The following is a 26,227-nucleotide window of genomic DNA, read 5'->3' on the forward strand; positions in this document are numbered from 1 at the left end:
ATCCATTATCACTATTTTAACACACCTCTTATAAATATTGCATCAAAATATGATAACTTTAAACTCAATAAGAGTCAAGCTTTATTATAAGGAAGCTTTAAGATTTTCAACTAATTTAACAAAATTCATATACCTGTTTTGAATACCTATTGCTACTAGGGGTCTTCCAATACTTATAAGGTTTAACTTCCTTGATAGAAAGCCCCCTACCCTTACCTTTAGATTAATCAGGGGAATTGTATTGATTATCAGGATTTCCCCTCTACAGCTACCCTGTTGAAGCCTAACATATTCATATAAGAGCTGAGTATATTGATTCCTCGATGAGGCCATCCCCAATGCAAATATTTGATTTTTCAAGGAATCCTCCCCCATAAAAATGGGTCTTCCAATTTCTTTGCTTTTGGTAGCATCAAAGTATGGACAATGGATGATTTCATGAATAGTAGCCACCCTTTTATCAGGTAATAAGCCTAAATGGATGTTGGCGGTAATGATTGAAGAGTGGGCTCCACCATAGCAGCTATAAAAGATTTTCATATTTAAATCGATCCTTCAAAAGGTTTCTTTTAACTCTATTTTTAAAAGTTCTAAAATATATTCTATCATATTTTCCTAAATCGATGATTTTTAACTCCTCCCTATATATCTCACCAATACCTTTTAACAGATTTATTAAGACCTGAGGATTTCTACGATATTTTACTATGTAAACCTCATTTAATTCTTCGTCTATTCCTAAAAACAAAATTCCAAATTTTATTTGATTTGTAGATATTGTTTTGTTTTTTAAACGAAGATATGCAGCCAAAAGAGCTGCATAATCATTTTTTCTATAAATATAGATATATTTCATCTTATTCACCTAATGCCTGACGATGATATAGGTGCCAAGACCAATATCATGTACCATTCCTCTTGTGGTCTTAGCAATTAATAAGGCAACCCTTTCCCTTTCATCCTCATCCTTAGCATAAATTATTGGGGAGCCTCCACTCCTTACATGAGCTTCGTTATTTAAAGTTACTACAGCTATTATAAAATTATTTATTCCAATATCCATAGGCCTCTCCCATTAGCTTTATTTGATAGGTTTTTTCTTTGAAGACTCCAATATTGGTGTTCGCCTTACAACAGTAATGAAATCTTCAATATCTGAATCTATTGGTATTAGTGCCATTACGATACTTCCAGTTTCAGGGTTAATCCTTGCGATGGGTGAAAAATCTGGCTCATCAATATCCCTTCTAATTCCCAGTTGAGTAGCGGCATTATGCTGCAAAGCCTGCCGTTGTCCAAGATTTGCCAATATAGCTCTTCCATAGGAGTCTTTAGGAATGATTTCAACGGCCTTTCCATTGTTCAAATAAATCTCCCTTGAAGCCTTTAAGCCAATATTAATTACTGGTACACCTGCAAGGGTTAATAATGGGCCATCAAAGGCAATGGTGGCCTCTTTAACCTCAGCGATATCCTCAATAGCTTTACCCCGTAACATACGAATCAAAAGAAATAAGGTACTATAACCAACAATAACTCCTATGAACCCCTGAAGGATTATACTTAAATGAAAGTAATCTCCAAGATATATTCCAGTGGAGGTTGCAAGGGCAGTTAGGATAGCTATATAATTCCTTGCTTCAAAGGCTTTGGCAATATCCTCAATATAGGCAGTACCTCTAGGAACAAGCTCTGTTATCTCTATATTATCTAAGCTTTGTCTCTCTAAATTTCTAACATCTCTAAAATGCTGGGCAGCAAGGGCCAAAAAGGTTACTGCTACATATTCTTTAGATGCTATGGCAGGTATTGCCACTGCTCCCAAGGCAGCAGCAATAATCCCCAAGGTAAAATGAGATAGATAGGCCTGTGGATAGGTTGGATATTGCCTATAGTCCACCCTCATCATAGATACCCTTGCCATGGTTCCCATAAGTAAAGCTATAATAATCATTAAAAAATTTGTGCTTATGGACATAATTTACTTTTTCCTTCTTCTTCCTAGGAAGCTATTAAACTCTTGTTTGAAGCCAGAAACCTTAGATTTCCATTCTTTGCCTCCAGAGCTTAGAAATAAGAAGGCCAACCCTCCTCCACCTAGGATTAGTAATAGTGCTATGATTCCAGACCCAGAGCCTGCGTTGCTATCTTCTCTTCCTTCAACCTTTTCGGTTCCACCATCCTTTTTATCCTGTACAACTCCACCAAAGAAGGCAGTAGTTAATACTTCTGAAAGAAATTTTGTAGACTTCTCAGCTCTTTCTCGTTTAAGCTCAAAGGTTCCCATCTCAAGCAGCATTGCTTGGGGTGTTAAATCTTGATTGTACCCACCCTGTGCATAAAATATATCCTTTATTAAACCTGGATACATTTTATCGGCAACAGATTTTATCTTCCATGCATTTTCTTCAGTTGCTTTAAAATTTTGATTCCCTCTTCCAACCACCAGCCGAACCTTAGAGGCTGGTTCACCATTAATATCAGCTATATAGGCTTCTGCAGGAACTGCATCCCTATGGACATCCAATAGAGTGTCGATTTGGTTATCCCTCATTAACTGTACTGCAGTTCTTCTAGACCTTTTATAGGCTCCTGCATCATGGGGTAGATGGGATGTATTATCAAAGATGGCCTCTACCCCTGTAGCTTTTAAATGATCCCTTAGCTTTTCTCCTACCTTCAGAATCCCTCCACCGGATTGATTACTCTCAGTACCATCGGTGGGAACATAGGATTCGGCAGTATGGGTAGCATATATTCCAATTTTCTTACTTCCCTCTTGTTGGGCTAGCAAAGCCCGTAGGCCACTGGGGGTTTTAAGAATCTCCATAATTGCTGCCAGTGCAGCTTCATCAACCTCTGGAAGTGTCACATCCTCTATAAACTCTGCATAGGCTGTTTTCTTATCAGTATTGACCCTTACTACTTTATACATTTTATTATCACCGCTTAGGTACTGATCCCCTTTTGTAACCTCCCTTGCTGTTGTAAACACCTCTTCACCATTTTTAACATCCAGAATAGTGAAATAGCTTCCATAGTCTTCATACCAATCATCACCGTAGGAGAAGGGGGTTGTGCACATTATTAGTATTAAAGAAAGCAATAAAATTGATAGCTTATTTCTCATCTCCATCATCTCCTCCAATCCTATCATCATCCTTATTTTGACCTTTATCTTGATTTTTTGATTCATCCTGCCCAAGACTACTAGCAAAATGTCCCTTTTCAAAGTGCATCTTCTTTTTAGCAGTGCCTCCCTGAAGCTTTTCTCTGGTTTCACCAATAATTTCTGCTATAACCACTGCTAATATACCTGCAATAACCGTAGTATCAACTCCACCGGCTCCACCAAATCGGGTAGGAGATGGAATATTGTTGATTATATTTAAAACCAATTGTATTAAATCACTGATAATTACACCAACAATCCCTGCAATAAAGGCGGCACGTCTTGATCTTCCTAAAATATAGGCTGTCAGCCCCCCAAGGATTGCGTATACATAATTGGGGTCTATTCTTTGAGCCTCTGGATCTGCTGGTAATACAAATCTTTGAACCAAATAGATTACTGTACCTGCCACCACTGCTGCTATTACTGCCCTTAGCTTTTCTTTACCGGTTTCAGCCTTAATAAATAGGTAAATTGCTAAGGCCAAGGGAATTACAAAGCCACCGATATTTATAGAAACCCTCTCAGTTAAATCGATGTTTGGAATAAATATGGTGGATAAAATGATGGCTAGTATAATGATTATGGCGGCTTTGTCATTTAATCTCAGGCGGTCTAGTACCCTTTCTGCAAGCCCCATAAAAATTAGTACTGTTACACCTATCAATAAAATCATTCCTATAGACATTGATATTCCTCCTTGATAGCTCTTGATTGTTTTTAGGTTTCCCTGACAATATTGAAAGTATTCTTTTATAGGAATAAAAAGAGCCCATCTATTGATGGGCTGTTATGCTTTAATGATTAATTTCTAATTTGATTTTTCAATTGGAAGGATAATTGTAAACTCTGTTCCCTTCCCTAACTCACTGTTAACCTTAATTTTTCCCTTTAAGGATAATACAATGTGTTTAACAATTGCCAATCCTAAACCCGTTCCAGCAATTCTTTTGCTTCTGGCTTTATCCACTCGATAAAAACGTTCAAAGAGTCTTGGTATTTCACTCTTGGCGATTCCAGTACCAGTGTCTTTAATGGATATGATGGTGTTATGATACTTTTTGAAGGCGTTAAGGGTTACCTTGCCACCCACTGGCGTATATTTAATAGAATTATCTAGTAAATTAATGAGCATCTGCTTAAACCAATCTCTATTCCCCTTAATTGGTGGTAGATTCGCCTCTATATCACCAGTAAGAGAAATATCTTTACTGGTGGCTATTGGTGTTAATATTTCTAGCACCTCTCCAATAACCTCCGATGGATGTATTTCCTGCTTATAGCTTCTAATATTGGTGTTTTCTATTTCTGACAAAGTAAGAATATCATCAATCAGCCTTGTTAATCTTCCCGTTTCGATATCAATTATATCTAAGAAGCGCTCCCTTGTGGTTTCATCTTCTATTGCCCCGGATTTAAGGGTTTCTACAAATCCACTAATGGAGGTTAAGGGGGTCTTAAGCTCATGGGAAACATTGGCAACAAAATCTGATCTCATTTTTTCCAGCTTCCGTATTTCTGTAACATCTTGAATGAGTGCTACAATACCCATTGTTCTAGTTGGATCATTTTCTAGCCTTATAAGATTTGTATAGATCTTTAAAATCTTTTCTGTTGGCTCATCAATAGATATTTCTAATTGAGTCTCCCTATGATTTTCAAAAACGTCCTTAATTTTTTCATCCAGTTGATTATTTCTTACAATTTCTAAAAGATGTTTCCCAGTTGCTTCATCGGCTGAGATCTGGAAAAGCTCCTCAGCTGCAGGATTTAAAAATATAATTTTATGCTTGTTATCTACCGCGATAATGGGGTTAATAATGCTTGCTAATAGTCCACTGAACTTGGTATTACTTTCTAAAAGCTTATCAATCATTTCCTTCATTTTGTCTGCCATATGATTAAAATTATTTGCAAGGATGCCCATTTCGTCATTAGATACTACATAAACCCGCCGATTCAAATCTCCATCAGCGATCTTTTGTGAGATTTCAGTCATTTCATGTATCGGCTCCATCAGCTTTCTAATAAACCTAGAGGCCAGTAAGAGGGTAGCTAAAAATCCTAAAAGCATGGAAATCCCTACATAATAATAAAGTCTACGATTAAGATCCTTAATTTGCTGCAGATTCACCGATAATCGAATAACCTTGATATTGTGAGGCTGAATATCCACAGGGATAGCTATATAAAACATCTCTTCATTTATTGTAGCGCTATAGCGGGTAGCTCTACCTACCTCCCCTTTATAAGCAGCCTGTATTTCAGGCCTATTATAATGGTTTTTAATTCCATCTAGCCTTGCTAAGGTATCTGCTAAAACAACCCCCTTACCATCAATAAGGGTTATTCTTGAGCCTATTTTTTCGCCATAGGTTGTAGCGATTCTCTGATATTCTTCTTTATTTAAAGGGACTTCTCTTTCATGAATAATCGCTTCAATTAATTTTCCATTTGATATAAGTTTATTTTCTAATTCATCCAAATGACTACTTCTAATCAAACTAAGATATAGAAAGCTGGTCATTAAAATACCTAATAACAAGATTATTGTAAATATAATAAAAATTTTCCTTTGCATATTGCACCCTGCTCCCTATTTCATCTTGTATCCAATTCCCCTTATGGTGTCAATATATTCTCCAGACTCGTCATCACCAATTTTTTTCCGAAGGTGTCTTATGTGTACATCAACAGTTCTAGTTTCACCAAAGTAATCGTATCCCCAAACCTCATCAAGTAAAAGGTTTCTAGAAAGAACCTTTCCACGGTTTTCAATTAGAATTTTTAACAGATCAAATTCCTTCAGTGTCAAGTCTACAGGGGTGCCTGCCACCGTTACTTCATGTTTTTCTGTATCTATGACAATATCCTTTACCTTTAGAATTTTGCCTTTAACCTCTTCCTTAACCTCTGTTCGCCGAAAGATTGCCTTAATTCTAGCTAACAATTCCCTTATACTAAAGGGTTTTGTCATATAATCATCTGCACCAAGTTCCAGACCAAGTACTCGGTCGGTTTCTTCCCCTTTAGCAGTAAGCATGATGATTGGCAGTTTTTCATGACCCGACATTCTTCTTATTCGGTTACATACCTCTAAGCCATCTATCCCAGGTAGCATTAAATCCAACACCATCAAATCCATTGTATTATCTTCTAGGAATCTAAGGGACTCTTCACCGTTTTCACAGGTGTAAACCTCATAACCGTTACTTTCTAAATTAAATTTGATTAACTCTAAAATATGCTCTTCATCATCTACAACAAGAATTCTTCTTTTGTTCATGATAACTCCTCCTAATATAGCAATTGTATGACAGCAGCCATTCTCCCAGTTTCCGGCCCCTCCATCCTATGGGAATACAACAAACTCGGGTTGCATCCAGTACATAGGCCACTGATTATAATATTTCTATCTAATACCCCAATTTCCTTTAGGCTTAACCTGTTGGCTTCCCATAGATTAAGGGTATACTTGCCTCCGCCCTTTGGAATAACAAAGCTTTGACAATTTGTAAAGTTTCGGTTAAATTTTTCGATCACTTCTTCTCCCACCTCATAGCAACACTCACCAATGGAAGGGCCTACAACCACGATTATATCCTCTGGTTTAGTACCATAAATCTCTATCATCTTTTTTATAGTCTTATAACCAATTTTCTTTACGGTGCCTGGCCAGCCTGCATGGGCTAACCCAACAGCCTTTTCTACAGGGTCAACAATAAAAAGAGGTACACAGTCTGCATAATAGGTCATTAAAGGGATTCTCACTTCATTGGTTATTAGAGCGTCAATGCCCCTTAAAGGGTTGTTCATATATCCCCTGCCCTTATCCTTCACAACCATTATCTCGTCACTATGTATCTGATGGGAAATTACTAGGTCTTCAAAATTCATTTTTAAAGCGTCACAGAATAGGCGGAGATTCTGAATAACATTCTCTGGTTTATCCCCGGTTTTAAAACCCATATTCATCTGCTGATAGCTTCCGGTACTTACTCCCCCTATTTTCGTACTAAAGCCATGCTTAATATAAGGAATTTCCCTTAATCTATCAAAGGAAATATATTTAATGTTGTTTTCTTCAAGTACCTTATAGCTCATAGTACACCATCCTTTAAAATTCTATTCAAATACTCTTACTAAATTTAAGCTTTATATCTATTTTCTTTTAATTTGTGCTAAATCAATTATGATAAATAGCAATATTTCGAAATTTATAAATTAAACCCATTAAAAACAGAGAACAAGTATGAACCTGTTCCCCCTAATCCTTCTTTTCCTTTAACATTTTTCTTAGCTCATCCATAAAGGTATTAATATCCTTAAACTCACGGTATACTGAAGCAAATCGAACATAAGCTACCTCGTCCAGTTCCTTAAGCCTTTCCATAACCAACTGACCGATATAACCTGTGGTAATTTCCAACTCCATAGAGTTGTATAGGTGTTTTTCAATATCATCTGTTATGTATTCAATTTTGCCTAAAGAAACGGGTCGTTTTTCACAAGCTCGAATGATTCCATTCATAACCTTGTTTCGATTATAGGGTTCCCTTTCACCACTTTTTTTAACTATAATTAAAGGGATTTCTTCAACCTTTTCATAGGTTGTAAAGCGTTTACTACAGGATATACATTCTCTTCTTCTTCTAATGGCTTGTCCTTCATCAGTAGGTCGAGAGTCAACAACTTTTGAATCCTGGTGAGAGCAAAATGGACAATTCATTTAATCCCTCCATTCTCTGGAAATAGACTTCTTCCTACATTATAATATACCCCTTCGAGGTTGTCTAATTCTTTTTAAGGACCATTACTCCTCTCTTCTATCAACCTCACCCTTTCTAATAAATTCTGGTTCTAAAATTTCTTGGTGATTTTCCTCATCCCTTAGTTTCATAGGCTCAAGGCTATTCCGAATCTCCACCAAAATAACATCCTCTCCAATTTTCTTGATTTGATTCCATGGTATTTCAAAATCATGTTCCTTTCCAAATATGCCCATAAACTTTCCTAAGGCGGGAATAATGATGGCTGTAATCCTGCCCTTTATAAGATCTACCTCTAGATCTGTAATCACTCCTATTCTTTTTCCATCGGTGACATTGATTACTTCCTTTTGTGTAAGCTCTGAAGCCCTTAGCATTTAAAAAACCTCCCAATTTATATCAATATTTTTCCTTGCTTGTCTACTATAATATTTATCTTTGAGTAAAGAATTTTATGACAAAAAAAAGAATAGAAATTAATCTATTCTTATAAAGAATAAAATTGAGAATTGAGAAAATAGAATGTAGAATTGTTGAAAAAATTTCCTTTGGTAAATTCTATGATGATATGATTTGTCCCTCGAAATGAATCAAATAGTCTTTTTTATTGAAGCCATAAGTTGTTTTCTTAATCCTTAATCCTTAATCCTTAATTCTTAATTCTTAATTCTTAATTCTTAATTCTTAATTGCCTCCTATATAAACTTCCTCATATGCCTTAAGGCAGTTTTCTCCAATCTTGAAACTTGAGCTTGAGAAATGCCAATTTCATCAGCTACCTCCATTTGAGTTCTTCCTTCAAAAAATCTTAAGGATAATATTAGCTTTTCGCGATCATTTAACCTTCTCATGGCTTCTCCAAGGGCTATGCTATCAATCCATGACTCATCTATGCTTTTTTCATCACTAACTTGATCCATAACAAAAATTGCATCTCCACTATCATGGTAAATCGGTTCAAATAGAGAAACAGGATCTTGGATGGCATCAAGGGCAAATACAATGTCTTCCCTTGGAACACTTAATTGCTCAGCTATTTCTGAGATATTAGGCTCCTTACCATTTTTATTGATTAACTGATCTCTAACCTGTAAAGCCTTATATGCTGTATCCCTTAGGGATCTACTAACCCTTATTGAATTATTATCCCTTAAGTAGCGTCTTATCTCTCCTATAATCATTGGTACAGCATAGGTAGAAAATCTTACATTTTGGCTTAAATCAAAATTATCAATGGCCTTTATTAGGCCAATACAGCCAACCTGAAACAAATCATCTACATGCTCCCCCCTATTATTAAATCTTTGTATCACACTTAAAACCAGTCGGAGATTCCCTCTTATAAATTCCTCCCTAGCACCATGGTCCCCCTGATTAATCCTATCAAACAATTTTCTCATCTGTTGATTTGTTAACACTGGTAATTCTGATGTATTAACTCCGCAAATTTCAACCTTGTTTATATGCATTGTTCTACTTCCGTCCTTTCAATTGAATTACCCCTTTCTATTAAAATTATTGACCCAAGTTGGAATTTTAATACGACTTCTTATGGTTTCAAATAAAAAAACCTCTAACAAATTAGAGGCTTAAACCAACCTGTTTATTTCTTTTTTTAATCTTAAGATAATGCGCTTCTCCAATCTAGATATATAGGATTGCGAGATTCCTAATATATCAGCAACCTCCTTTTGGGTTTTTTCCTGTCCAGAAAATAATCCAAACCTTAGCTCCATAATTTTTCTTTCCCGCTTTGATAGCTTGTTAAGTGCAATTTTAAGAAGCTCTTTATCAACCTCTTCTTCTAAAAACCTATAGATGATATCATTTTCCGTTCCTAATATATCTGAAAGAAGTAGCTCATTTCCATCCCAATCAATATTTAGAGGCTCATCAAAGGAAACCTCCATTCTTAATTTATTATTTCTTCTTAAATACATGAGTATTTCGTTCTCAATACACCTTGAAGCATAGGTTGCAAGCTTAATGTTCTTATCAGGATTAAAGGTGTTCACCGCTTTTATCAAACCTATTGTCCCAATGGAAATCAAATCCTCTACACCTACCCCTGTATTTTCAAACTTTCTTGCAATATATACAACAAGCCGAAGATTTCTTTCTATCAGTATTGTTCTGACTGTACTTTCATCATCACGGAGCTTAGAAATCAGAAAATTTTCCTCATCATTGGTTAAAGGAGGAGGTAATGCCTCACTACCCCCAATATAAAAAATACTTTCTTCCGAATCTATATGAAATTTTCTCATGAATTTTATAAAATAATACCAAATTTTAAACTTAAAATTTACGAATTTCTTTTTCACTAGGTAAAACCTCCTGTAGAAATAATTATGCTAAATCAGGATGAAGCAATGCGCTGTAATCTCCTGTTTTCGATAGCCTTTTACAATATACTGCAATGATAATATTTTTTATATTTTTTACATTGCTATCCTTTTCGATGATGACTGCATCGGGCTTGAAGCCTATTAACATACCATTTTCTGTACCTAAGGCTTCAAAGGGTATGAATCTAAGTCTGGTAACCCAAGGTGAATCCTGGAGCGAGTTCAATATCTCAGAAAGATTTGGAGCACTATAGTTTGTAAATAGACCTTGAATGTCCTTAGGTAAAATAGAGATGATGGCATCATATTCTACCACCATTACGGGATATTTAGTAAGGGGATCTGTAAGGGAGTTTCCGGTATCAACCAAGCCGGTAACCTCTACTACATTTTCTTTAATAAGTATTTTAACCCTCATTAAAACCTTTTCTTTTCCCAATTGTCTCTGTATATACCCCCAGCAGAAGTTAATTAGAACATAGCCAATTCCACACGAAATAATGATATTTTTTACTGAAATACTGGTTATATAAAAAATTCCATTGCTAATAATTCCATTAAAATTGGTAAAATAAAATAAAGCTATACCCGCACCACCAAAGATTAATGTTACTAAATAAAAAATACCTAATAATCTAAAAAAGTCTTTAAACCTATAGGGAGTAAAGGCCACAACGATAATCAGCATAGAGCAAGCCACTTTCATTATTATAGAAAATAAGAAGTAAAGGGATGGAAAAAAAATGATAAATGCATAGAATGCTCCTATGGAGGATGCTACAACTAATTGCAATTTTTTATGGTTGGCTTTTCCAAACTTTGCAGTTAGGGACAATATAATATAGTTCATAATAAAGTTTTCAAGAAAGACATACTCTGCGTATAATACCATCCAATCACCTCCCATAGAAAGGGACATATCCCTTCTACTATAGAAATATTCAATTGTTATAATCTTTATGTCTATTATATAGGAAGGTATTTCAATTTTTTGTCAATTTGTGAAGTCGAAAATATATTTAATTTCTTTGGCAATAAAAAAAAGTGTAGATTACTCTACACTTTGAGGTTGTTAAAAACCCCTATATTTTAAAACAGAGAAATCGGTTCCCGGACAAAGGGCAGGATGAACTCAAAGATGTCAGGTATTTTCAAAACTCACCTTCGGCTCAAACATTGAAAATACTGATCTTCCATCTTATCGTTCTTTTTTATTAACTCCACATATTTCTCTTTATTTAAAATATAGTTGTTTCCGATTTGAAATTTTACTTTCCAACAGTCTGACTATAGATTACTCTACACTTTTCTTCTTAGAATACTTAGCCAACAATCCTGCTGCTACAGCTGTTAGAGGTATGGTTAATATCAAACCTATACTACCGGCCAATGAACGAACAACTTGCGTTGCGATAAGGTCTAGATTAATGATTTTTATAAAGGGTTCATCATATGCTGTAAATACTAGTAATAATGGTATTGAACTACCGGTATAGGCTAATATCAGTGTATTGGCCATAGTTCCCATAATATCTCTACCAACATTCATCCCAGAAATAATCAATTGTTTTGAAGTTAGATGGGGATTCACTGTTTTGATTTCTTCAATTGCTGAGGCAATGGACATCCCTACATCCATTACAGCCCCCAAAGCTCCTAGGATAATTCCTGCAAATAGTAAATCGCTGAAGTTAAACTTTATTCCCTGGGGTATATATAAAAGCATCATAGCTTCTTGACTCGATAGTCCTGTTAGCCGCACCTTTGTACCTATAATAAAAGCAATTAACCCCGCAGAGAGAACTCCCCCTAATATACCGATTATAGCTGCTAGACTTTTCATATTAAATCCACCAACAACTACAATTGTCATAATGGTGATAACAAAGGATACTACCACCACCAATAGAATTGGATTATATCCCATCAATAGACCTGGTAAAATAACCTTAAGAACTAACAACACCGTTAATGCAAGGGTTATAACCGTTTTTAACCCCTTTAATCTACCAACTACTATAAGAAGTAATATAAAAAACACTGCAAGGCCTAATACATAGCTGTCCCTTAAATATTCAGAGATATAAACCTCTATTGAGCCACCCTCTAGCTCTTCTATACCGACCAAAACCTTGTCTCCGGGCTCCACTATGATATCATAGGCTGGGCTATCTGTTAATACATGGGTAATATCAAATATTCTCCCTTTATATTCACCTGATAATATTTCAAGCTTTACTTGATAGTATTTAAGAAAGGTCACATCTTCCTTTTGATTCTCCTCAACGTATTCAACCTCTAGGATTTTAGCTCTTTCAGTCATCGGTTCTACATCCAACTCATCTGCTGCTACAAAGCCTACTCCAGAGGCTAAAACAAGTAAAATAATCAAGATTCCTACGATTTTTTTTAACAACTGACTTCCTCCTCCTTTACTGTAGCTTTAAATGGTATGTTCTTAAATTTTCTTCGTAGAAAGCAACCTGTTACTGCCAAGATACTGATACTTGCTATAAAGATACTAATGATCTTAATTGCTGTATTATAGAAGAATGCTTCTGGTACCATTTGGATTAGTATATCAGTTTGAGGATCTAGAATCCATAAATCATTATCAAAGAATATCAGATGGAAATAAGTGAAGTATTTATTAAAATCAAAATATATTAGCCCAGAGAATAGGGCTAATAGTAGAATATTTACTATAGCCGTATAAAACATGGTTCTTGAGAAATTCCTTTTCCATCGCCTATCCTTTTTCAATAGGGTAATTACCATTAATACTAGCACAATTAAGCCAATGTTTCTGATATCCCGTCCCTTAATAAATAATTCCTTAACGTCTATCATATGAAGCTTTTCTCTCTCTCCAAAGATTTCAATCTCTTCCCCTCTAACAATGGCCCTAGTATTTAATACTGCCTTTTCATTACGTAGGTAGGAGAGAAGGTCTTTAACCACAAATTGATAATTTTCTAGATCCATACCGGTTTCAGAGGATATATTATATTTCTCATAGGAGCTTCTGTAATGGTTCATGTTGAAGGCTATAACTTCAACACTGGTTAGTAGAAGAATAATAGATAATAATATCCCTATTATAAGATAAAGGAATTTAGATTTCATAGCATACCTCCTTAAGTCAATTACTTCTATCCAGGATAGCAATGGTTAATCACATTTTGTACCTAATTATGAGTATACCATATTCCCAAAACATCTGAGCAATTATTTAATTATTCCCCTATCATTATAGGAGCAGAAAAGGTTTTATCATTGGTGGTTAGCTTGGTAAAGAGTTCCTATAATAAAAAGATCGTAGCATTGATTATTAAATCTACGCTACGATCTTTACATTTTTATTTAGTATTCAATCTTACAGCTCTATAATTTCTACAGCCTCATATCCCCCTTCATCAACTGCAGCAATCAGCTGATCATTACTTACTTCTTGGTCCAATTCAACAACTGCACTTTTTTCTCCTAAATTTACTTCCACTGAATGAACTCCACTTACTTCCTTTAGAGCCTCTTTTACATGTCTTACGCAATGTTCACAGCTCATTCCTTCAATCATCATTTTCTTTTTCATTATATCTCCTACCTTTCTATTATAAATGTTTATGTATTATCTATATTCTACCCCTATCAGGTATAAAGTAAATAGTTTTATATATTCATTTAATTGGGGATCCCCAAATTTTTTTTGTTTGCTTCTTCTATTGATTTAATAAGCTTTGAAACCACTTCTTCATAGAAGCTCCTCCTTTAAGATCTTTTAATATTTAAATCTGCAAGTACTGTGCCAATAAGTAATTATTCTTATATGATTATAAGCATTCAACAGATAAGCTTTTTTTTAGCTTTTTTTTTTTAGCATATTTTTGTAATATAAAAACCAGTGTCCTATCCCTAAGGGGATATCCACTGGTTTTTATAATTGAACTTTTTTTCATTTTTTTCTTCTTAAGAATATTGGGATATCAAAATCATCCTTCTTCTCTTCACCTGCTGCAACTTCCTTAGCTGTAGCAGATAGGATTGATTTTCCCTGCTTATCTACAAACTTCATGATATCCTTTTCGAAGCCTGTGGCAATTACAGTAATTCTTATTTCATCCTTTAGGTCCTCATTGATAACAGCACCAAATATAATATTAGCGTCCTGATCAGCTGCCTGAGTTACCAGCTCCGCTGCCTCATTTACTTCGAATAATCCTAAGCCAGCTCCTCCAGTAATATTTAACAATACTCCCTTAGCACCTTCTATAGAGGTTTCTAGCAATGGGCTATGGATGGCCTGCTTAGCTGCTTCAACTGCTCTATTTTCACCGCTGGCCCTTCCAATTCCCATATGGGCTAGGCCTTGCTCCAGCATGATGGTTTTTACATCGGCAAAATCTAGATTTACAAGACCTGGTACAGCAATTAGGTCAGATATACCTTGTACCCCTTGTCTTAACACATCATCAGCTATTTGGAAAGCATCCAGCATTGTTGTTTTCTTTTCTATTACTTGTAATAACCTATCATTGGGAATTGTTACAAGGGTATCAACGCGATCCTTTAATTCCTTTATACCTTCTTCAGCATGGGTCAGCCTTCGTTTTCCTTCAAAGGTAAAGGGTTTCGTTACAACTCCTACTGTAAGAATCCCCATTTCCTTAGCAATTTCTGCTACGATAGGAGCTGCTCCAGTACCAGTTCCTCCACCCATTCCAGCAGTAACAAAAACCATATCTGCTCCTTGAAGTAGCTTGTGTATATCTTCTCTGCTTTCTTCTGCAGCCTTCTTTCCTATTTCAGGATTAGCGCCAGCCCCTAGGCCCTTTGTCAGTTTTTCACCTATTTGAATTTTATGTTCTGCCTTTGAAGTAAATAAAGCCTGCTTATCTGTATTTACTGCAATAAACTCGACACCTTTTAATCCCGATTCGATCATTCTATTGACAGCATTGTTTCCGCCGCCACCAACACCAATAACCTTTATTTGAGCAAATTGTTCCATATCAATATCAAACTCCAACACATTATAACCCCCTTGTTATGTATCGATATCATAATTATTAGCATAATGTCATCATTTTTTACTATAGCATGAATGTTATTATTATTCCATAGGCTATAAGGCTATACTTATTGATTAGCAGGAAATATAGCAATATATGATGCTTATTTAATTCAACATAAATAATTGATTTCCTTTTTTAAATTGGAAATAATTTAATTTTTTTAGTATAATTTCAATAAAAATTTCTGGTGGAATAACCTTAATATGCCAACCTTATTGTTTGATACTTCCAATAAGATGCCGTCGAATAATGGCGAAGTTTTGGAAAAGCCTATTTCCAAAGGCAAAAATTGCAGCGTAATATAAGGGTACTCCTATTCTATCTCCTATATAAGCCAATAGACCAGCTAGAATTGCATTGCCAAAGAAGCCAGAAACAAATATACCTGTATGAAATTTATTGTCTAATATAGATTTAATGGCTCCAAATACTGAGTCTAGTGCAGCCAATATTGCTACTGATATATAGAGAGAAAAAGTAGCAGGATAAGTTATGGGTAAGTACAATCCAAGTATAATACCTATCAGTAAACCGATTAATGCGATGATCAATTTATTCACCTTCCTTAGGTGTTGCAAACTTCAATGCAATTTCACCTTGATATTTTGATATGAAAACCCATGGGCTGGTTTCAGTTTCTACAATTAGTCCCCACTCCTTTAAAAGTGTACTAAATGAATCTGGAGATTTAATTGCGGCATCTAGAGTTATGGGATCTCCAATTGCTTTTATAATAAAGGGCTGTCCATAGGTATGATTATTGATTGTAATGGTGGGGCCTGCACATTTTATTTCCGAAAGATGTACCACCCTCTGACCATTAATAGAAATCGCCTCAGCACCTGCAACCTTTAAGTCATTCACTATTATTAAAACATCAGACTCATGCACAACAAGATTGTTAGGATTTTCTCCTTCATAAAGCTCTCTTTCACTATCGCTGAGCTTTACAATTATTCCAGGCCCCTCAAGGTCTATATGACCACTTAGCATTTTCATATTTTTTAAATCATTGGCTAAAACATCCCTTATACTTCCCTCTGTTTTTAGAGCTTCACTATATTCTTGAAGACGGGTTCTACTAGCATCTGCCAACTCCTTTAGATTTTCTATCTCCTTCTTCTCTCCTTCCAATTGGCTTTGTAAATCACTTATGGTTTTCAGACTAACAAAAGTATAGTCATCCTGAACATTTCTTAGCTGTAGCGTGATTATAAAGCCTAAAATAGAGAATGTAATCAGGATTATGATCCCTGTAAAGAATTTTTTCATCAAATTACCTCCGGAGGTTTATTAGCTACCTTCTACAGGTTTAGCATACTTATAATTTATAATTTCTGTCACTTTGGGAATGACAATATGATCTTTTTTTTCAATTGTTACCTTAATGCCTTCCTCTTGTCTCATGTTCCAAATGATTCTATATCTCATATTTAAAGCAGCTTCAAGGGTTTCAGGATTCCCAATAGCTTTAATTACATAAGGAAGGGTTGTTTGCTCAGAGTTAATTAACACACTATTGGAGCTATAATATACTTCAGTTGAAGATGTATACCTTAAACCATTTATGCTTATAGCCTCTGCCGTGGATGCATTAAGCTCATTTATAATAGCTAAAAGCAGGTCATTATATAGCATAATAAAGCTATTCTTACCATCTTCAACCTCTTCTTCGATGGTTATTATAATTCCCGGGCCTTCAACATTACTATTTCCTGATAAAAATTGATACCTTTCCAGGTCTAAATTTAAGTTTTTAATAATGGTGTTGTCATCGGCTTCAAAGCTCTCATATTCCCTTAACCTGTTTTCAATTTCAGAAAGCTCTTTAGCTAGGTGCTCCTTTTCACTTCTAAGATCCCTTAATTCAGCTGTAACCTGCTGGGCTCTGAAATTGGCAAATAATCCGGATCTCAATGGATTATTCACTGTCTTAAACTGTATAGAAAGGATTATTCCAAATATCCCACATAAAATGGCAAAAGCTATCTTTCCCTTCATATCCTTCATTTATTACTCCTCCTGACCCTCTCGGTCTTTAACTGTAACATGTCCTTCAAAGCGTAAATCTATAATGACATTGGTTCTGTTCATCGAATAGAGGGCAGCCATAATATCCTTCAGTGCCAACATACTATAAACATGATTGTTACCCTCAGCAAGAAGAACTTCATTGCCGTCAACAGTAGAAAGCCTCAAAAGACCCTTATTTAATATATCAATTTCCGATATGGATTCTGTCATATCAGTAAGCTTTGATGCTTCTATTAAGACTAAAGAATCCATTAGCGTATCAAAATTCTCCGCCAATACTTTTTCACCAAGCTTATAGCTGGTTATTTTGGTTCCATTAATTAAGGGCAGTTCATTAAAAATATAGCTATCAACTGATTTTAAAATTACACCCTCTTTATCAATATATATAAATTTGCCCATATAAGATATTATAGCATAATCTTCTCTTTCCTTCACCTGGATAATAAGCTTACTAGGCAATTTTCTCTCTACTTTAGCTTGTCTAATGTAGGGTAAAAAAGTTATATTTTCTTCTACTTCCTCTAAGTCTATTTTCAAAATGCTTCTATCAAATATAAGTTTAGAAGCCTCCAGGATTTCCTCCTCCATTACCTTTTGATGATCTTTTACCACTACAGTTTTTAAATTAAAGAAATCCGACTGGAGTATTCCATAAAGGCCCCACAATGCAAAGACCATTAGTAGTAGCATCAAAGATACATAGCCTTTACCTTTCCCTTTAAATTTTCTTTTACCATCTTTACCGTAATGATCTTCCATTGTAATTCCACCTTTATGTCAATTACTTCACCAAGGCATAAAAACAAACCTGTTTTTCCATTGGTGTTTTCGGTTATAAGTTTTTTTTTAGATTTTGAACTTTTCTTCTTATGCTTGTCCATAATACCATTATATTAAAAGCAGCCATAGACTGCTATTAATAGAATCTAAGTTTTAATGATATTTACCCCTAGCTTCGATAGCTCTACATGTATATTATCATAACCACGCTCTACATGTCTTGCATTTTCTATAACAGTTTTTCCATCTGCTGCCAAGGCTGCTAAAATAAGTGATGCACCGCCTCTTAAGTCTTTGGCCTTAACGGTTGCACCAGTAAGGTTTTTAACACCTTTAACTAAAGCTATTCTCCCATCAACCTTTATATTTGCTCCCATTCTGATGAGTTCCTCAGTATGTTTGAAACGATTTTCAAAAATGGTTTCAATGAAAAAGCTTATACCATCGGCAACTGTCATTAATGCCATCATTTGAGATTGCATATCAGTAGGAAACCCTGGATATGGAAGGGTTTTAACGGAGTCTACAGACAATAGCCTCTCAGGTGCCCTTAAGTAAATATTACTGTTATCAGCATCAATAATGCAACCGACTTCCCGTAGCTTATAAAGAACAGATTGCAAATGCTCTGGTACTACATTTTTTAGATGAATTTCCCCTTTAGTAATGGCAGCTGCCACCAGGTATGTTCCTGCCACGATCCTATCAGGAATGATTCTATGCTCCACATCATGGAAGTTATCTACCCCTTCAACATATATGGTTGCTGTACCTGCACCCCAAACTCTACCACCCATAGCATTAATAAAACGCTCTAAATCCATGATTTCTGGTTCTCGAGCTGCATTTCTAATAACCGTTGTGCCTTTGGCAAAAACAGCAGCAAGGATTATGTTTTCTGTTGCACCTACACTGGGGAAATCCAGCTGGATTTCAGTTCCCCTAAGCTCTGTGGCTTCACAGATTAGGAAGCCATGACTTTCTTCTATCTTTGCCCCCATATTCCTTAGGGATCTAAGGTGTAAATCAATGGGCCTTGGTCCAATTTCACATCCCCCTGGGTATGCAATCTCATGGTACTTATGTTAAAGTTCCAAAATATTTTCATATAGATACCATCAGGGTAATCCTCGGATTGCCCTACCAATATCTTATCAATTAATATCTCTAAATCCTGTCTCTCCAAATCCTTCTTCCTAATTATATCATTAATTATTCCATTAATGGATATTTTTTGTACATTATTCATCGCTATAACTTTATTATTATATGTCACAAATCTAGACATCATAGACTCTAATTCCATTTCCCCTTCATCCATTAGTTCCCGATAAAGGGATTCTTCAAGCCTCCCCCTTGAATAGAGCTTTGTATAGCTTTTTAACTCGTTTCTTTTGATATCAATATCCTTGTTGATTTTTTTAAGTGCTTTCTGTATATTCCCTACATCTCTAAAAATTTCACATGTTTTCTCTAACTCCTTCATAGCTGTAGGTTTTAGTATCAAAATTTTCTTCAAATTATCAATAATAATATTTTGAATTTCTTCACCTGAAATGTTATGTCCACTACAATAATCCCTTCCCAGTTGATGATATTTACCACAGTAATAATAATGTCTTTCCTTTCTTTTTCTCATAATCATATAGCTTCCACATTTACTGCAGTATAGAAATCCGGAAAAGAGGTTTATTCCCTTACTGCCACCCTTGATTTTTCTTTCTACCCTTTTTTCGGCTATCTCCATAGCTATTTTATAATCTTCCTCTGAAACAATGGCAGGATGATGATTTTTGTAAATAATATGTTGGTCTTCAGGTATCTTAACAGATTCACCTTTAATCCTTTTTTTGATGGTTTTTTTACATCTAAGAACTCCCGTGTATATATCATTTTGAATGATTCTCTGAACATGAACTGGATTCCAGTTCTGTGCTACCTGAATGTTCGAACCATCTTTACTTTTCTTATACTGAGAGGGAGTTGGTATTTTCTCTTCATTAAGTTTTGCGGATATTTTTCTATAGCCCCATCCTTGTATGTATAAGCTAAAAATATACCTTACTGTTTCTGCTGCCTCCTCATCTATTAAAAGCTTATGTTTTAAATTTTTATCCTTTTGGTAACCAAAGGTGTTACGGATTACTAGGCCACCATTTTTTTGTTTGCTTCTTATACTCCCAATAATTTTCCTACTAATATCCTTTACATACATCTCGTTGTACCAAGTTCTAAGACCCAGGATATCGTCACTATCTTTTCTACTATCATAGTTTTCATTTATTAATATTAACCTGGTTTCATATTGATCTAGTAGTTCAAAAAAAAGTAAGGTTTTAGCATTATGTCTTCCGATCCTTGAGCTATCCTTAGTTAGCAAAAAATTCACTTTTCCTGATTTTATGTCTTCTACTAAGGAGTTAAAGCTTACTCTGTCAAAGGTATAACCCGATACATTATCATCCTCATAGATTTTATCTATGGTATACCCTAGTTCTTGAGCCTTTTGGTATATTAGTTCCTTTTGTTGAATTATTGAGCTATAGTTTTCTTTATCTTCATCTCGAGATATTCTGACATAGCCGCATACCCTCATCAATATCCCCCTTGGCATCTACTTTTAACTTTATTCTTAATTAAAATCTTAACCACCTCTTCCATAGTTTTATTACCCTCATATTTATGAACAACTACAACTTTTTTATCCTTCCTCCTTCCTTTGCTATTGGTTTTTTTTTCTTCCATAATATTTCCCTCCAATTCTAAGGGTTTCTATATTATAGATATGCAATAAAAACTATGTCCTATTAAAAGAACAAAAGCATTTCATGCGTTAATTTTCTATGGTTAAAATGCTTTTGTTTTCCAGGGAACCCATGTGTTCCCTAGGACGTTTCACTGTACCCTCCTTACTTTAATAAGGGGGAACGCCCCCCTTAACAACCTCCCATTTCATAGGACTTAAAACGAACTTTTTTCCTATGAAATAAAAAAAGCCCTAAGGCTTTTTTAAAAATGTTGAATGTTGAATGTTGAATGTTGAATTAAAGAAAGATTTGCATTGCAAATCTCTTATTTGTTATTTATTCTGATCCTTTAATATACCTATTACATAATTTCCTGCCCATTAATTGCTCATTTCCAATTACTCATTGTTTTTATTCTTCTTCTTAATTCTTTACCTATTACCTATTACTTATAACCATTAACCTATAACCAACCTTTTATCCCTTAACTATTAACTATTAGTTATTCACTATACACTGGGTTTTCTAGCTTCGCCAGCTCCACTGAAATTTCAGCTGCTACCCTGGCATTGTTATACACAAGCTGTATATTGGCATCCAGGCTATTTCCTTTTGTTAATTCCTTTACCCGCTCTAGCAGGAAAGGGGTTGTAGCCTTTCCTTTTATTCCCCTGATACCTGCTTCCATAAGTGCCTCATCTATAGCTTGGTTAATGATATTGAAATCCATTTGGTGCTCTTCTGGTATAGGATTGGCAATAACCATTCCTCCCTTTAAACCAAGCTCCCATTTAGTCTTTAGGGCCGCTGCAACTTCCTTAGCATCTTCAACAATATAGTCTACTTTAAAGCCGCTTTTTCTGGTATAAAAGGCTGGTAATTCCTCTGTTTTAAACCCTACCACTGGTACCCCATGGGTTTCTAAATATTCTAACGTTAATCCTAAGTCTAATATAGACTTAGCACCAGCACATACAACGGCAACATTGGTGTTTGAAAGCTCCTGTAGATCTGCTGATATATCAAAGCTCTCTTCTGCACCCCGATGAACTCCACCAATCCCCCCAGTTGCAAAAATTTTTATCTGTGCCAAGCTGGCAATAATCATTGTTGAAGCAACTGTTGTTGCACCATCTAGGCCTTTAGATATTAAAAAGGGAATATCGCGCCTACTGGTTTTTAGAATACCCTTTCCCCTACCCATATAGTCTATTTCTTCTTTAGTAAGGCCCGCCTTTAGCTTTCCCTTAATAATTGCAATAGTTGCTGGTACAGCCCCTTTTCCTCGTATGATCTCTTCAACCCTTAAAGCGGTTTCTACATTCTGGGGATAAGGCATCCCATGGGAAATAATTGTGGATTCCAAGGCCACCACAGGTTTTCCATTCGTTAATGCATCCTGTACCTCAGGATTTATATCTAGATATTGATGGATCATTTATTTCTCCTCCATTTCTTTAAAAAACACTTAAGTTTTAAAAAGTATACATTCAATTTTATTTTATGGCTTTATTCTACCCTAAAATCTTACCATCGAAAAGTCTGAGGACTTAATTTATGGATAGAAAGCTAAAAGGGAGGTAAAACCTCCCTTTTAGCTTTCTAACGCCTTTTTTCCTTCCTCATCAATAAATTGATTCGTATATAATCTGTAGTAATATCCCTTTTTCTTCATTAGCTGATGGTGATTACCTGCTTCTATGAGCTTACCCTTACGAATAACAAGAATTCTATCGGCAGATCTAATGGTAGATAGCCTGTGGGCAATAATAAAGCTGGTTCTACCCTTTAAAACCTTGTTAATGGCTTTTTGAATCATTTGTTCCGTTTCAGTATCTATGGAGGATGTAGCTTCATCTAACACAAAAATCCTAGGGTTTGCTAAAACTGCTCTTGCAAAGGATATCAGCTGTTTCTCCCCAGAAGAAAGCAATCCTCCTCCCTCACCAACCTCTGTATCGTAGCCCTTCTCCAGCTTCATTATAAAATCATGGGCATTTACAAGCTTTGCGGCCCTAATAATATCCATTTCCCTGGCATCTAGCCTACCATATCGAATATTATCCTTAATGGTACCACTAAATAGATGGGGACTTTGTAGTACATAGCCAAGATTTGAGTGGAGCCATAGCTGGGAACGTTCTTTGTAGTTTACACCATCAATTAGAATTTCTCCACTGGTGGCCTCATAAAATCTACAAGCTATATTTACAATGGTACTTTTACCTGACCCGGTTTCACCAACCAAGGCTATGGTTTCTCCAGCCTTAACCTCTATATTAAAATTCTCCAGGATTGGTTCCTCAGGGTTATAAGAAAAGGACACATTTTTAAAGGTTATGTCTCCTTTTATTTCTGGCCAGTTTTCTCTTTTAGGATTGAAGGAATCTCCAAATATCTCAACTACCTCAGGTGTGTCCTTTATTGCTGGCTCAGTATTTACCATGGACATTACCCTTTCAGCAGCGGCATGGGCATTTTGAAACTCAGCAAATACCCTAGCCAGTTCCCTTACTGGCTCGAAGAAAAGAATTGTAAAGGAGATAAAAGCCACAAGGGTTCCATAGCTAATGGTGTTTCGCGAAATATCAATCCCCCCAAACCACAGTATTAGAGCAGTTCCTATGCTTCCGAAGGTTAATACCAAAGGCAGATAAAGGGATGAATAGATGGCAGCCCTTATGGATGCAGCTCTCATTTCTCCGGTTTTTTCAGTAAATTCCTCTAGGTTTTTCTCTTCCCTTACCAATACCTTTGTAGTTTTAGCACCAGTAATTCCTTCGTTAAAGGCCCCAGTGATTTTTGAGTTAATTTTCCTCACTACTCTATATTCCTTTAAAATTTTCTTTTGAAAATATAGGCTTATAACAGCTAAAAAGGGAGTTACAGAGAGGGTTATTAGGGCCAGCTTCCAATTTAAGAAAAACATTACTACAGCTATAGCAGTCATCTTGGTAAAGCCCCAGACCATATCCACTGTTCCCCATGAAATAATCTCACCCAATCGGACAACATCATTGGTCATCCTTGCCATCAGCCACCCTACAGCCTTATTATCATAATAAGAGAAGGAAAGCTCTTGAAGTCTTTTAAAGCCAGCTTTTCTGATGGAATAGGTGATTCCCGTTTCTATTTTTGCCGCCATATCTATAAACTTAAATACTGTATAGGATAGTGCTACAATAAGGAGGAAATACACTAGGATAAAATACTCTATTCCCTCTGTGGTACCCTCCATAGCAAATTGATCTACAGCTATTTTGGTCATATAAGTAAAGGCTACATCTATGACAGCAACAGCCACCATCAATATTGCAAGTAGAATCATTTCCTTTTTTAGTGGGAGAGTATATTTAAATATGTCCTTCCACAGTTTAAAATCAATCTTTTGTTGATGCTCTTGTTCATTATGCTCTATCATTTTATCTACCTACCTTCAAATACTAAATTAATTTGAATAATTCTTTTATTAATTAGCAACCTCCATAAATCCATCTTCTGATGAGTTTTGAATATTCCATATCTTTTTATATAAACCTTCCTCATGAATAAGTTGATCATGGTTTCCAGTTTGTATTAATTTACCTTTATCTAAAACGATTATAAAATCAGCCTCCGACAAGGTTGAAATCCTATGGGATATGATGAATGTTGTTGCCTTATTTTTTCTCTCCTTTAGTGCCGCTCTAATGGATGCATCCGTCTCTGTATCAACTGCGCTTAAAGAATCATCAAAGACAACAATTGGTGAATTATTAATTAAGGATCTGGCTATGGCCATCCTTTGCTTTTGACCTCCAGATAGGGATACTCCCCTTTCTCCTACAAGGGTTTCATAACCCTTATCAAATTCTAAAATTACATCATGGATGGAGGCTACCTGTGCCACCTCAACTACTTCCTCATCATTTGCATCGTATCTTCCCAGTCTGATGTTTTCTTTAATGGTTTTTGCAAAGAGAAAAGGCTCTTGTAATATTAAACCTAGATTGCTTCGTATCCACTTCTTATCAATGGTCTTAAGCTCTTTACCATCAATTTTTATTGAGCCCTCTTGATAATCAAATAGTCTGGCTAATAGATGCACTAAGGTTGTTTTCCCGGAACCAGTAGGGCCTAGTATTGCAACGGTTTGACCTGCCTCTACATTAAAGTTAATATTTTTTAGAATGGGTTTATCCGTCTCATAACCAAAGGAAACATTTTCAAAGGAAATATTTCCATAAATCGGACTTTTGTCTCCGTTTTCCTCCATATTTTCAATGGGCTCATCAATAATTGCCTGAATCCTTTCTACAGCCACCATGGCCTTTCCAAGGTCGGTAATAACCCTACCCATCTGTCTAACAGGCCATAGAAGCATGCCAATGTAGGTTGTAAATACCACCAATGTGCCTAAACTGATTCTACCCATAGCGGTCCAATAGATCCCTGTAACCAGTACCATTCCGATTTGGAACATGCAAATTAGATCTGATATGGACCAATACCAAGCAAACAACCTAATGAGCTTATAGGTAAAATCTCTATTAATACGATTCTTTTCTTCAAATCTTTCTTCTTCATGCCTTTGACGTCCAAAGGCCCTAACCACCCTTAAGCCCGTTAGGTTTTCCTGAAGGGTAGTAGACATCTTCCCCTCCGATTCATCCATTAGCTTAAAGGCCTTTTTAACCTTAATAAAGAAAACCACTGCAAAGGTAAAAATTACTGGTACCAATGCTAGAGATACCAATGTCATGGTTAAATCTAAGGTTAACATGATATAACCAGAGAATAGAAGCATAAACAATGCACTACCGATTTCAACAAATTGAGTAGCTAAGAATCTTCTAATAGTTTCAACATCAGATGTACACCTTTGTACTAGATCTCCAGTCTCTGCCTTAACATGATACTGATAAGATAAATATTGAAGGTGATTATAAAGTTGATCCCTCATTTTTCTTGAGACGGTCTCAGCAGCCTCTGCAGACCACTTCCCCTTGAAAAATAGGAATAAACCTCTAAAGACTGTGAAGGCCACCAACATCCCTGCAGGAATCCACAGCTTACTCTTCAAAGCTGAAACACCACCAAACCCCTCAATAATTCTTACTACCCAATAGGGTGCAGAAAGCTGTTCATTTCCAATAATGGAATCTATCGTAATTTTCATCACCAATGGTCCAATTAAGCTAAATAGTGCTGCCATACCAATACTAAGAATAGCAAAGGTATACTTACTTCTATTTCCCTTCATATAATTCCATAATAATTTAATATTCTTCATTGTAGACCCCCCTTGCGGTCAAATTTTACT

Annotated in this window: 29 protein-coding genes; all 29 read right to left on the reverse strand. The window is 35.6% G+C overall.

The window, feature by feature from the left end; genetic code table 11:
- Window positions 1-84 precede the first annotated feature (84 nt).
- The 29 genes from F8153_RS01055 to F8153_RS01185 all read right to left on the reverse strand — a co-directional run bounded on the left by F8153_RS01055 (window position 85) and on the right by F8153_RS01185 (window position 26,197).
- Complete coding sequence (locus tag F8153_RS01055; protein WP_151864492.1) at window positions 85-540, reverse strand: DUF3189 family protein; 456 nt, start codon at window positions 538-540, stop codon at window positions 85-87.
- Window positions 524-856 (reverse strand): DUF3189 family protein, encoded by a 333-nt coding sequence (locus tag F8153_RS01060; RefSeq protein ID WP_151864493.1) that lies wholly within the window; start codon window positions 854-856, stop codon window positions 524-526. The genes F8153_RS01055 and F8153_RS01060 overlap by 17 nt, the downstream gene beginning before the upstream one ends.
- Window positions 857-865: 9 nt before the next feature.
- Window positions 866-1,063 (reverse strand): capping complex subunit for YIEGIA, encoded by a 198-nt coding sequence (locus F8153_RS01065; protein ID WP_151864494.1) that lies wholly within the window; start codon window positions 1,061-1,063, stop codon window positions 866-868.
- An 18-nt stretch (window positions 1,064-1,081) separates the two neighbouring features.
- Window positions 1,082-1,954: a YIEGIA family protein gene (locus F8153_RS01070; RefSeq protein ID WP_243136855.1), complete on the reverse strand. Its 873-nt coding sequence runs from the start codon at window positions 1,952-1,954 to the stop codon at window positions 1,082-1,084.
- A gap of 27 nt (window positions 1,955-1,981) precedes the next feature.
- A complete protein-coding gene (spoIIP, locus tag F8153_RS01075; protein WP_151864495.1) occupies window positions 1,982-3,130 on the reverse strand; it encodes a stage II sporulation protein P in 1,149 nt (382 codons plus the stop codon).
- Window positions 3,120-3,860, reverse strand: coding sequence for a DUF1614 domain-containing protein (locus F8153_RS01080; protein ID WP_151864496.1), 741 nt, complete (start codon window positions 3,858-3,860; stop codon window positions 3,120-3,122). The genes spoIIP and F8153_RS01080 overlap by 11 nt, the downstream gene beginning before the upstream one ends.
- Window positions 3,861-3,983: 123 nt before the next feature.
- On the reverse strand, window positions 3,984-5,753 hold the full coding sequence (pnpS, locus tag F8153_RS01085; RefSeq protein ID WP_151864497.1) for a two-component system histidine kinase PnpS: 1,770 nt from the start codon (window positions 5,751-5,753) through the stop codon (window positions 3,984-3,986).
- Between the two features lie 15 nt (window positions 5,754-5,768).
- Window positions 5,769-6,458, reverse strand: a complete 690-nt coding sequence (locus F8153_RS01090) for a response regulator (RefSeq protein ID WP_151864498.1) — start codon at window positions 6,456-6,458, stop codon at window positions 5,769-5,771.
- An 11-nt stretch (window positions 6,459-6,469) separates the two neighbouring features.
- Window positions 6,470-7,276 (reverse strand): peptidoglycan editing factor PgeF, encoded by an 807-nt coding sequence (gene pgeF / locus F8153_RS01095; RefSeq protein WP_151864499.1) that lies wholly within the window; start codon window positions 7,274-7,276, stop codon window positions 6,470-6,472.
- 163 nt (window positions 7,277-7,439) lie between these two features.
- Entirely contained in the window at window positions 7,440-7,901 is a 462-nt protein-coding gene (gene nrdR, locus F8153_RS01100; RefSeq protein ID WP_151864500.1) for a transcriptional regulator NrdR, read from the reverse strand.
- An 84-nt stretch (window positions 7,902-7,985) separates the two neighbouring features.
- Window positions 7,986-8,318, reverse strand: coding sequence for a YlmC/YmxH family sporulation protein (locus F8153_RS01105; protein ID WP_151864501.1), 333 nt, complete (start codon window positions 8,316-8,318; stop codon window positions 7,986-7,988).
- 318 nt (window positions 8,319-8,636) lie between these two features.
- The gene (sigG, locus tag F8153_RS01110; RefSeq protein ID WP_151864502.1) at window positions 8,637-9,410 is read right to left on the reverse strand and encodes an RNA polymerase sporulation sigma factor SigG; all 774 of its coding nucleotides are present in this window, start codon (window positions 9,408-9,410) and stop codon (window positions 8,637-8,639) included.
- Window positions 9,411-9,530: 120 nt separating this feature from the next.
- The gene (gene sigE, locus F8153_RS01115) at window positions 9,531-10,265 is read right to left on the reverse strand and encodes an RNA polymerase sporulation sigma factor SigE (RefSeq protein WP_151864503.1); all 735 of its coding nucleotides are present in this window, start codon (window positions 10,263-10,265) and stop codon (window positions 9,531-9,533) included.
- A 25-nt stretch (window positions 10,266-10,290) separates the two neighbouring features.
- Window positions 10,291-11,181, reverse strand: coding sequence for a sigma-E processing peptidase SpoIIGA (gene spoIIGA / locus F8153_RS01120; RefSeq protein ID WP_151864504.1), 891 nt, complete (start codon window positions 11,179-11,181; stop codon window positions 10,291-10,293).
- 402 nt (window positions 11,182-11,583) lie between these two features.
- Window positions 11,584-12,705 carry a YibE/F family protein gene (locus F8153_RS01125; RefSeq protein ID WP_243136856.1) on the reverse strand — a complete coding sequence of 374 codons (1,122 nt, stop codon included), beginning with the start codon at window positions 12,703-12,705 and terminating at the stop codon, window positions 11,584-11,586.
- Window positions 12,699-13,415, reverse strand: a complete 717-nt coding sequence (locus F8153_RS01130) for a TIGR01906 family membrane protein (RefSeq protein WP_151864505.1) — start codon at window positions 13,413-13,415, stop codon at window positions 12,699-12,701. The genes F8153_RS01125 and F8153_RS01130 overlap by 7 nt, the downstream gene beginning before the upstream one ends.
- Before the next feature lie 250 nt (window positions 13,416-13,665).
- Complete coding sequence (locus F8153_RS01135) at window positions 13,666-13,881, reverse strand: heavy-metal-associated domain-containing protein (RefSeq protein ID WP_151864506.1); 216 nt, start codon at window positions 13,879-13,881, stop codon at window positions 13,666-13,668.
- Window positions 13,882-14,241: 360 nt separating this feature from the next.
- The gene (gene ftsZ / locus F8153_RS01140; RefSeq protein WP_151864507.1) at window positions 14,242-15,318 is read right to left on the reverse strand and encodes a cell division protein FtsZ; all 1,077 of its coding nucleotides are present in this window, start codon (window positions 15,316-15,318) and stop codon (window positions 14,242-14,244) included.
- 255 nt (window positions 15,319-15,573) lie between these two features.
- Window positions 15,574-15,921, reverse strand: a complete 348-nt coding sequence (locus F8153_RS01145) for a small basic family protein (RefSeq protein ID WP_330577583.1) — start codon at window positions 15,919-15,921, stop codon at window positions 15,574-15,576.
- On the reverse strand, window positions 15,914-16,633 hold the full coding sequence (locus F8153_RS01150) for a DUF881 domain-containing protein (protein ID WP_151864509.1): 720 nt from the start codon (window positions 16,631-16,633) through the stop codon (window positions 15,914-15,916). The genes F8153_RS01145 and F8153_RS01150 overlap by 8 nt, the downstream gene beginning before the upstream one ends.
- A 21-nt stretch (window positions 16,634-16,654) precedes the next feature.
- Entirely contained in the window at window positions 16,655-17,371 is a 717-nt protein-coding gene (locus F8153_RS01155) for a DUF881 domain-containing protein (RefSeq protein WP_151864510.1), read from the reverse strand.
- Window positions 17,372-17,374: 3 nt separating this feature from the next.
- On the reverse strand, window positions 17,375-18,157 hold the full coding sequence (locus F8153_RS01160; protein ID WP_151864511.1) for a cell division protein FtsQ/DivIB: 783 nt from the start codon (window positions 18,155-18,157) through the stop codon (window positions 17,375-17,377).
- A complete protein-coding gene (locus F8153_RS15900) occupies window positions 18,088-18,279 on the reverse strand; it encodes a hypothetical protein (RefSeq protein ID WP_192929594.1) in 192 nt (63 codons plus the stop codon). The genes F8153_RS01160 and F8153_RS15900 overlap by 70 nt, the downstream gene beginning before the upstream one ends.
- A gap of 45 nt (window positions 18,280-18,324) precedes the next feature.
- Window positions 18,325-19,248 carry a UDP-N-acetylglucosamine 1-carboxyvinyltransferase gene (murA, locus tag F8153_RS01165; RefSeq protein ID WP_151864512.1) on the reverse strand — a complete coding sequence of 308 codons (924 nt, stop codon included), beginning with the start codon at window positions 19,246-19,248 and terminating at the stop codon, window positions 18,325-18,327.
- Window positions 19,185-20,774, reverse strand: coding sequence for a recombinase family protein (locus F8153_RS01170; RefSeq protein WP_192929595.1), 1,590 nt, complete (start codon window positions 20,772-20,774; stop codon window positions 19,185-19,187). Before F8153_RS01170 ends, murA begins: the two co-directional genes overlap by 64 nt.
- Window positions 20,774-20,923: a hypothetical protein gene (locus F8153_RS15905; RefSeq protein WP_192929596.1), complete on the reverse strand. Its 150-nt coding sequence runs from the start codon at window positions 20,921-20,923 to the stop codon at window positions 20,774-20,776. Before F8153_RS15905 ends, F8153_RS01170 begins: the two co-directional genes overlap by 1 nt.
- Window positions 20,924-21,427: 504 nt before the next feature.
- Window positions 21,428-22,363, reverse strand: coding sequence for a pseudouridine-5'-phosphate glycosidase (locus F8153_RS01175; RefSeq protein WP_151864514.1), 936 nt, complete (start codon window positions 22,361-22,363; stop codon window positions 21,428-21,430).
- 156 nt (window positions 22,364-22,519) lie between these two features.
- The gene (locus F8153_RS01180) at window positions 22,520-24,346 is read right to left on the reverse strand and encodes an ABC transporter ATP-binding protein (protein ID WP_151864515.1); all 1,827 of its coding nucleotides are present in this window, start codon (window positions 24,344-24,346) and stop codon (window positions 22,520-22,522) included.
- Window positions 24,347-24,394: 48 nt separating this feature from the next.
- Window positions 24,395-26,197 (reverse strand): ABC transporter ATP-binding protein, encoded by a 1,803-nt coding sequence (locus F8153_RS01185; protein WP_151864516.1) that lies wholly within the window; start codon window positions 26,195-26,197, stop codon window positions 24,395-24,397.
- Window positions 26,198-26,227: the final 30 nt, after the last annotated feature.

The organism is Alkaliphilus serpentinus (assembly GCF_009017255.1).
Lineage (GTDB): Bacteria > Bacillota > Clostridia > Peptostreptococcales > Natronincolaceae > Alkaliphilus_D > Alkaliphilus_D serpentinus.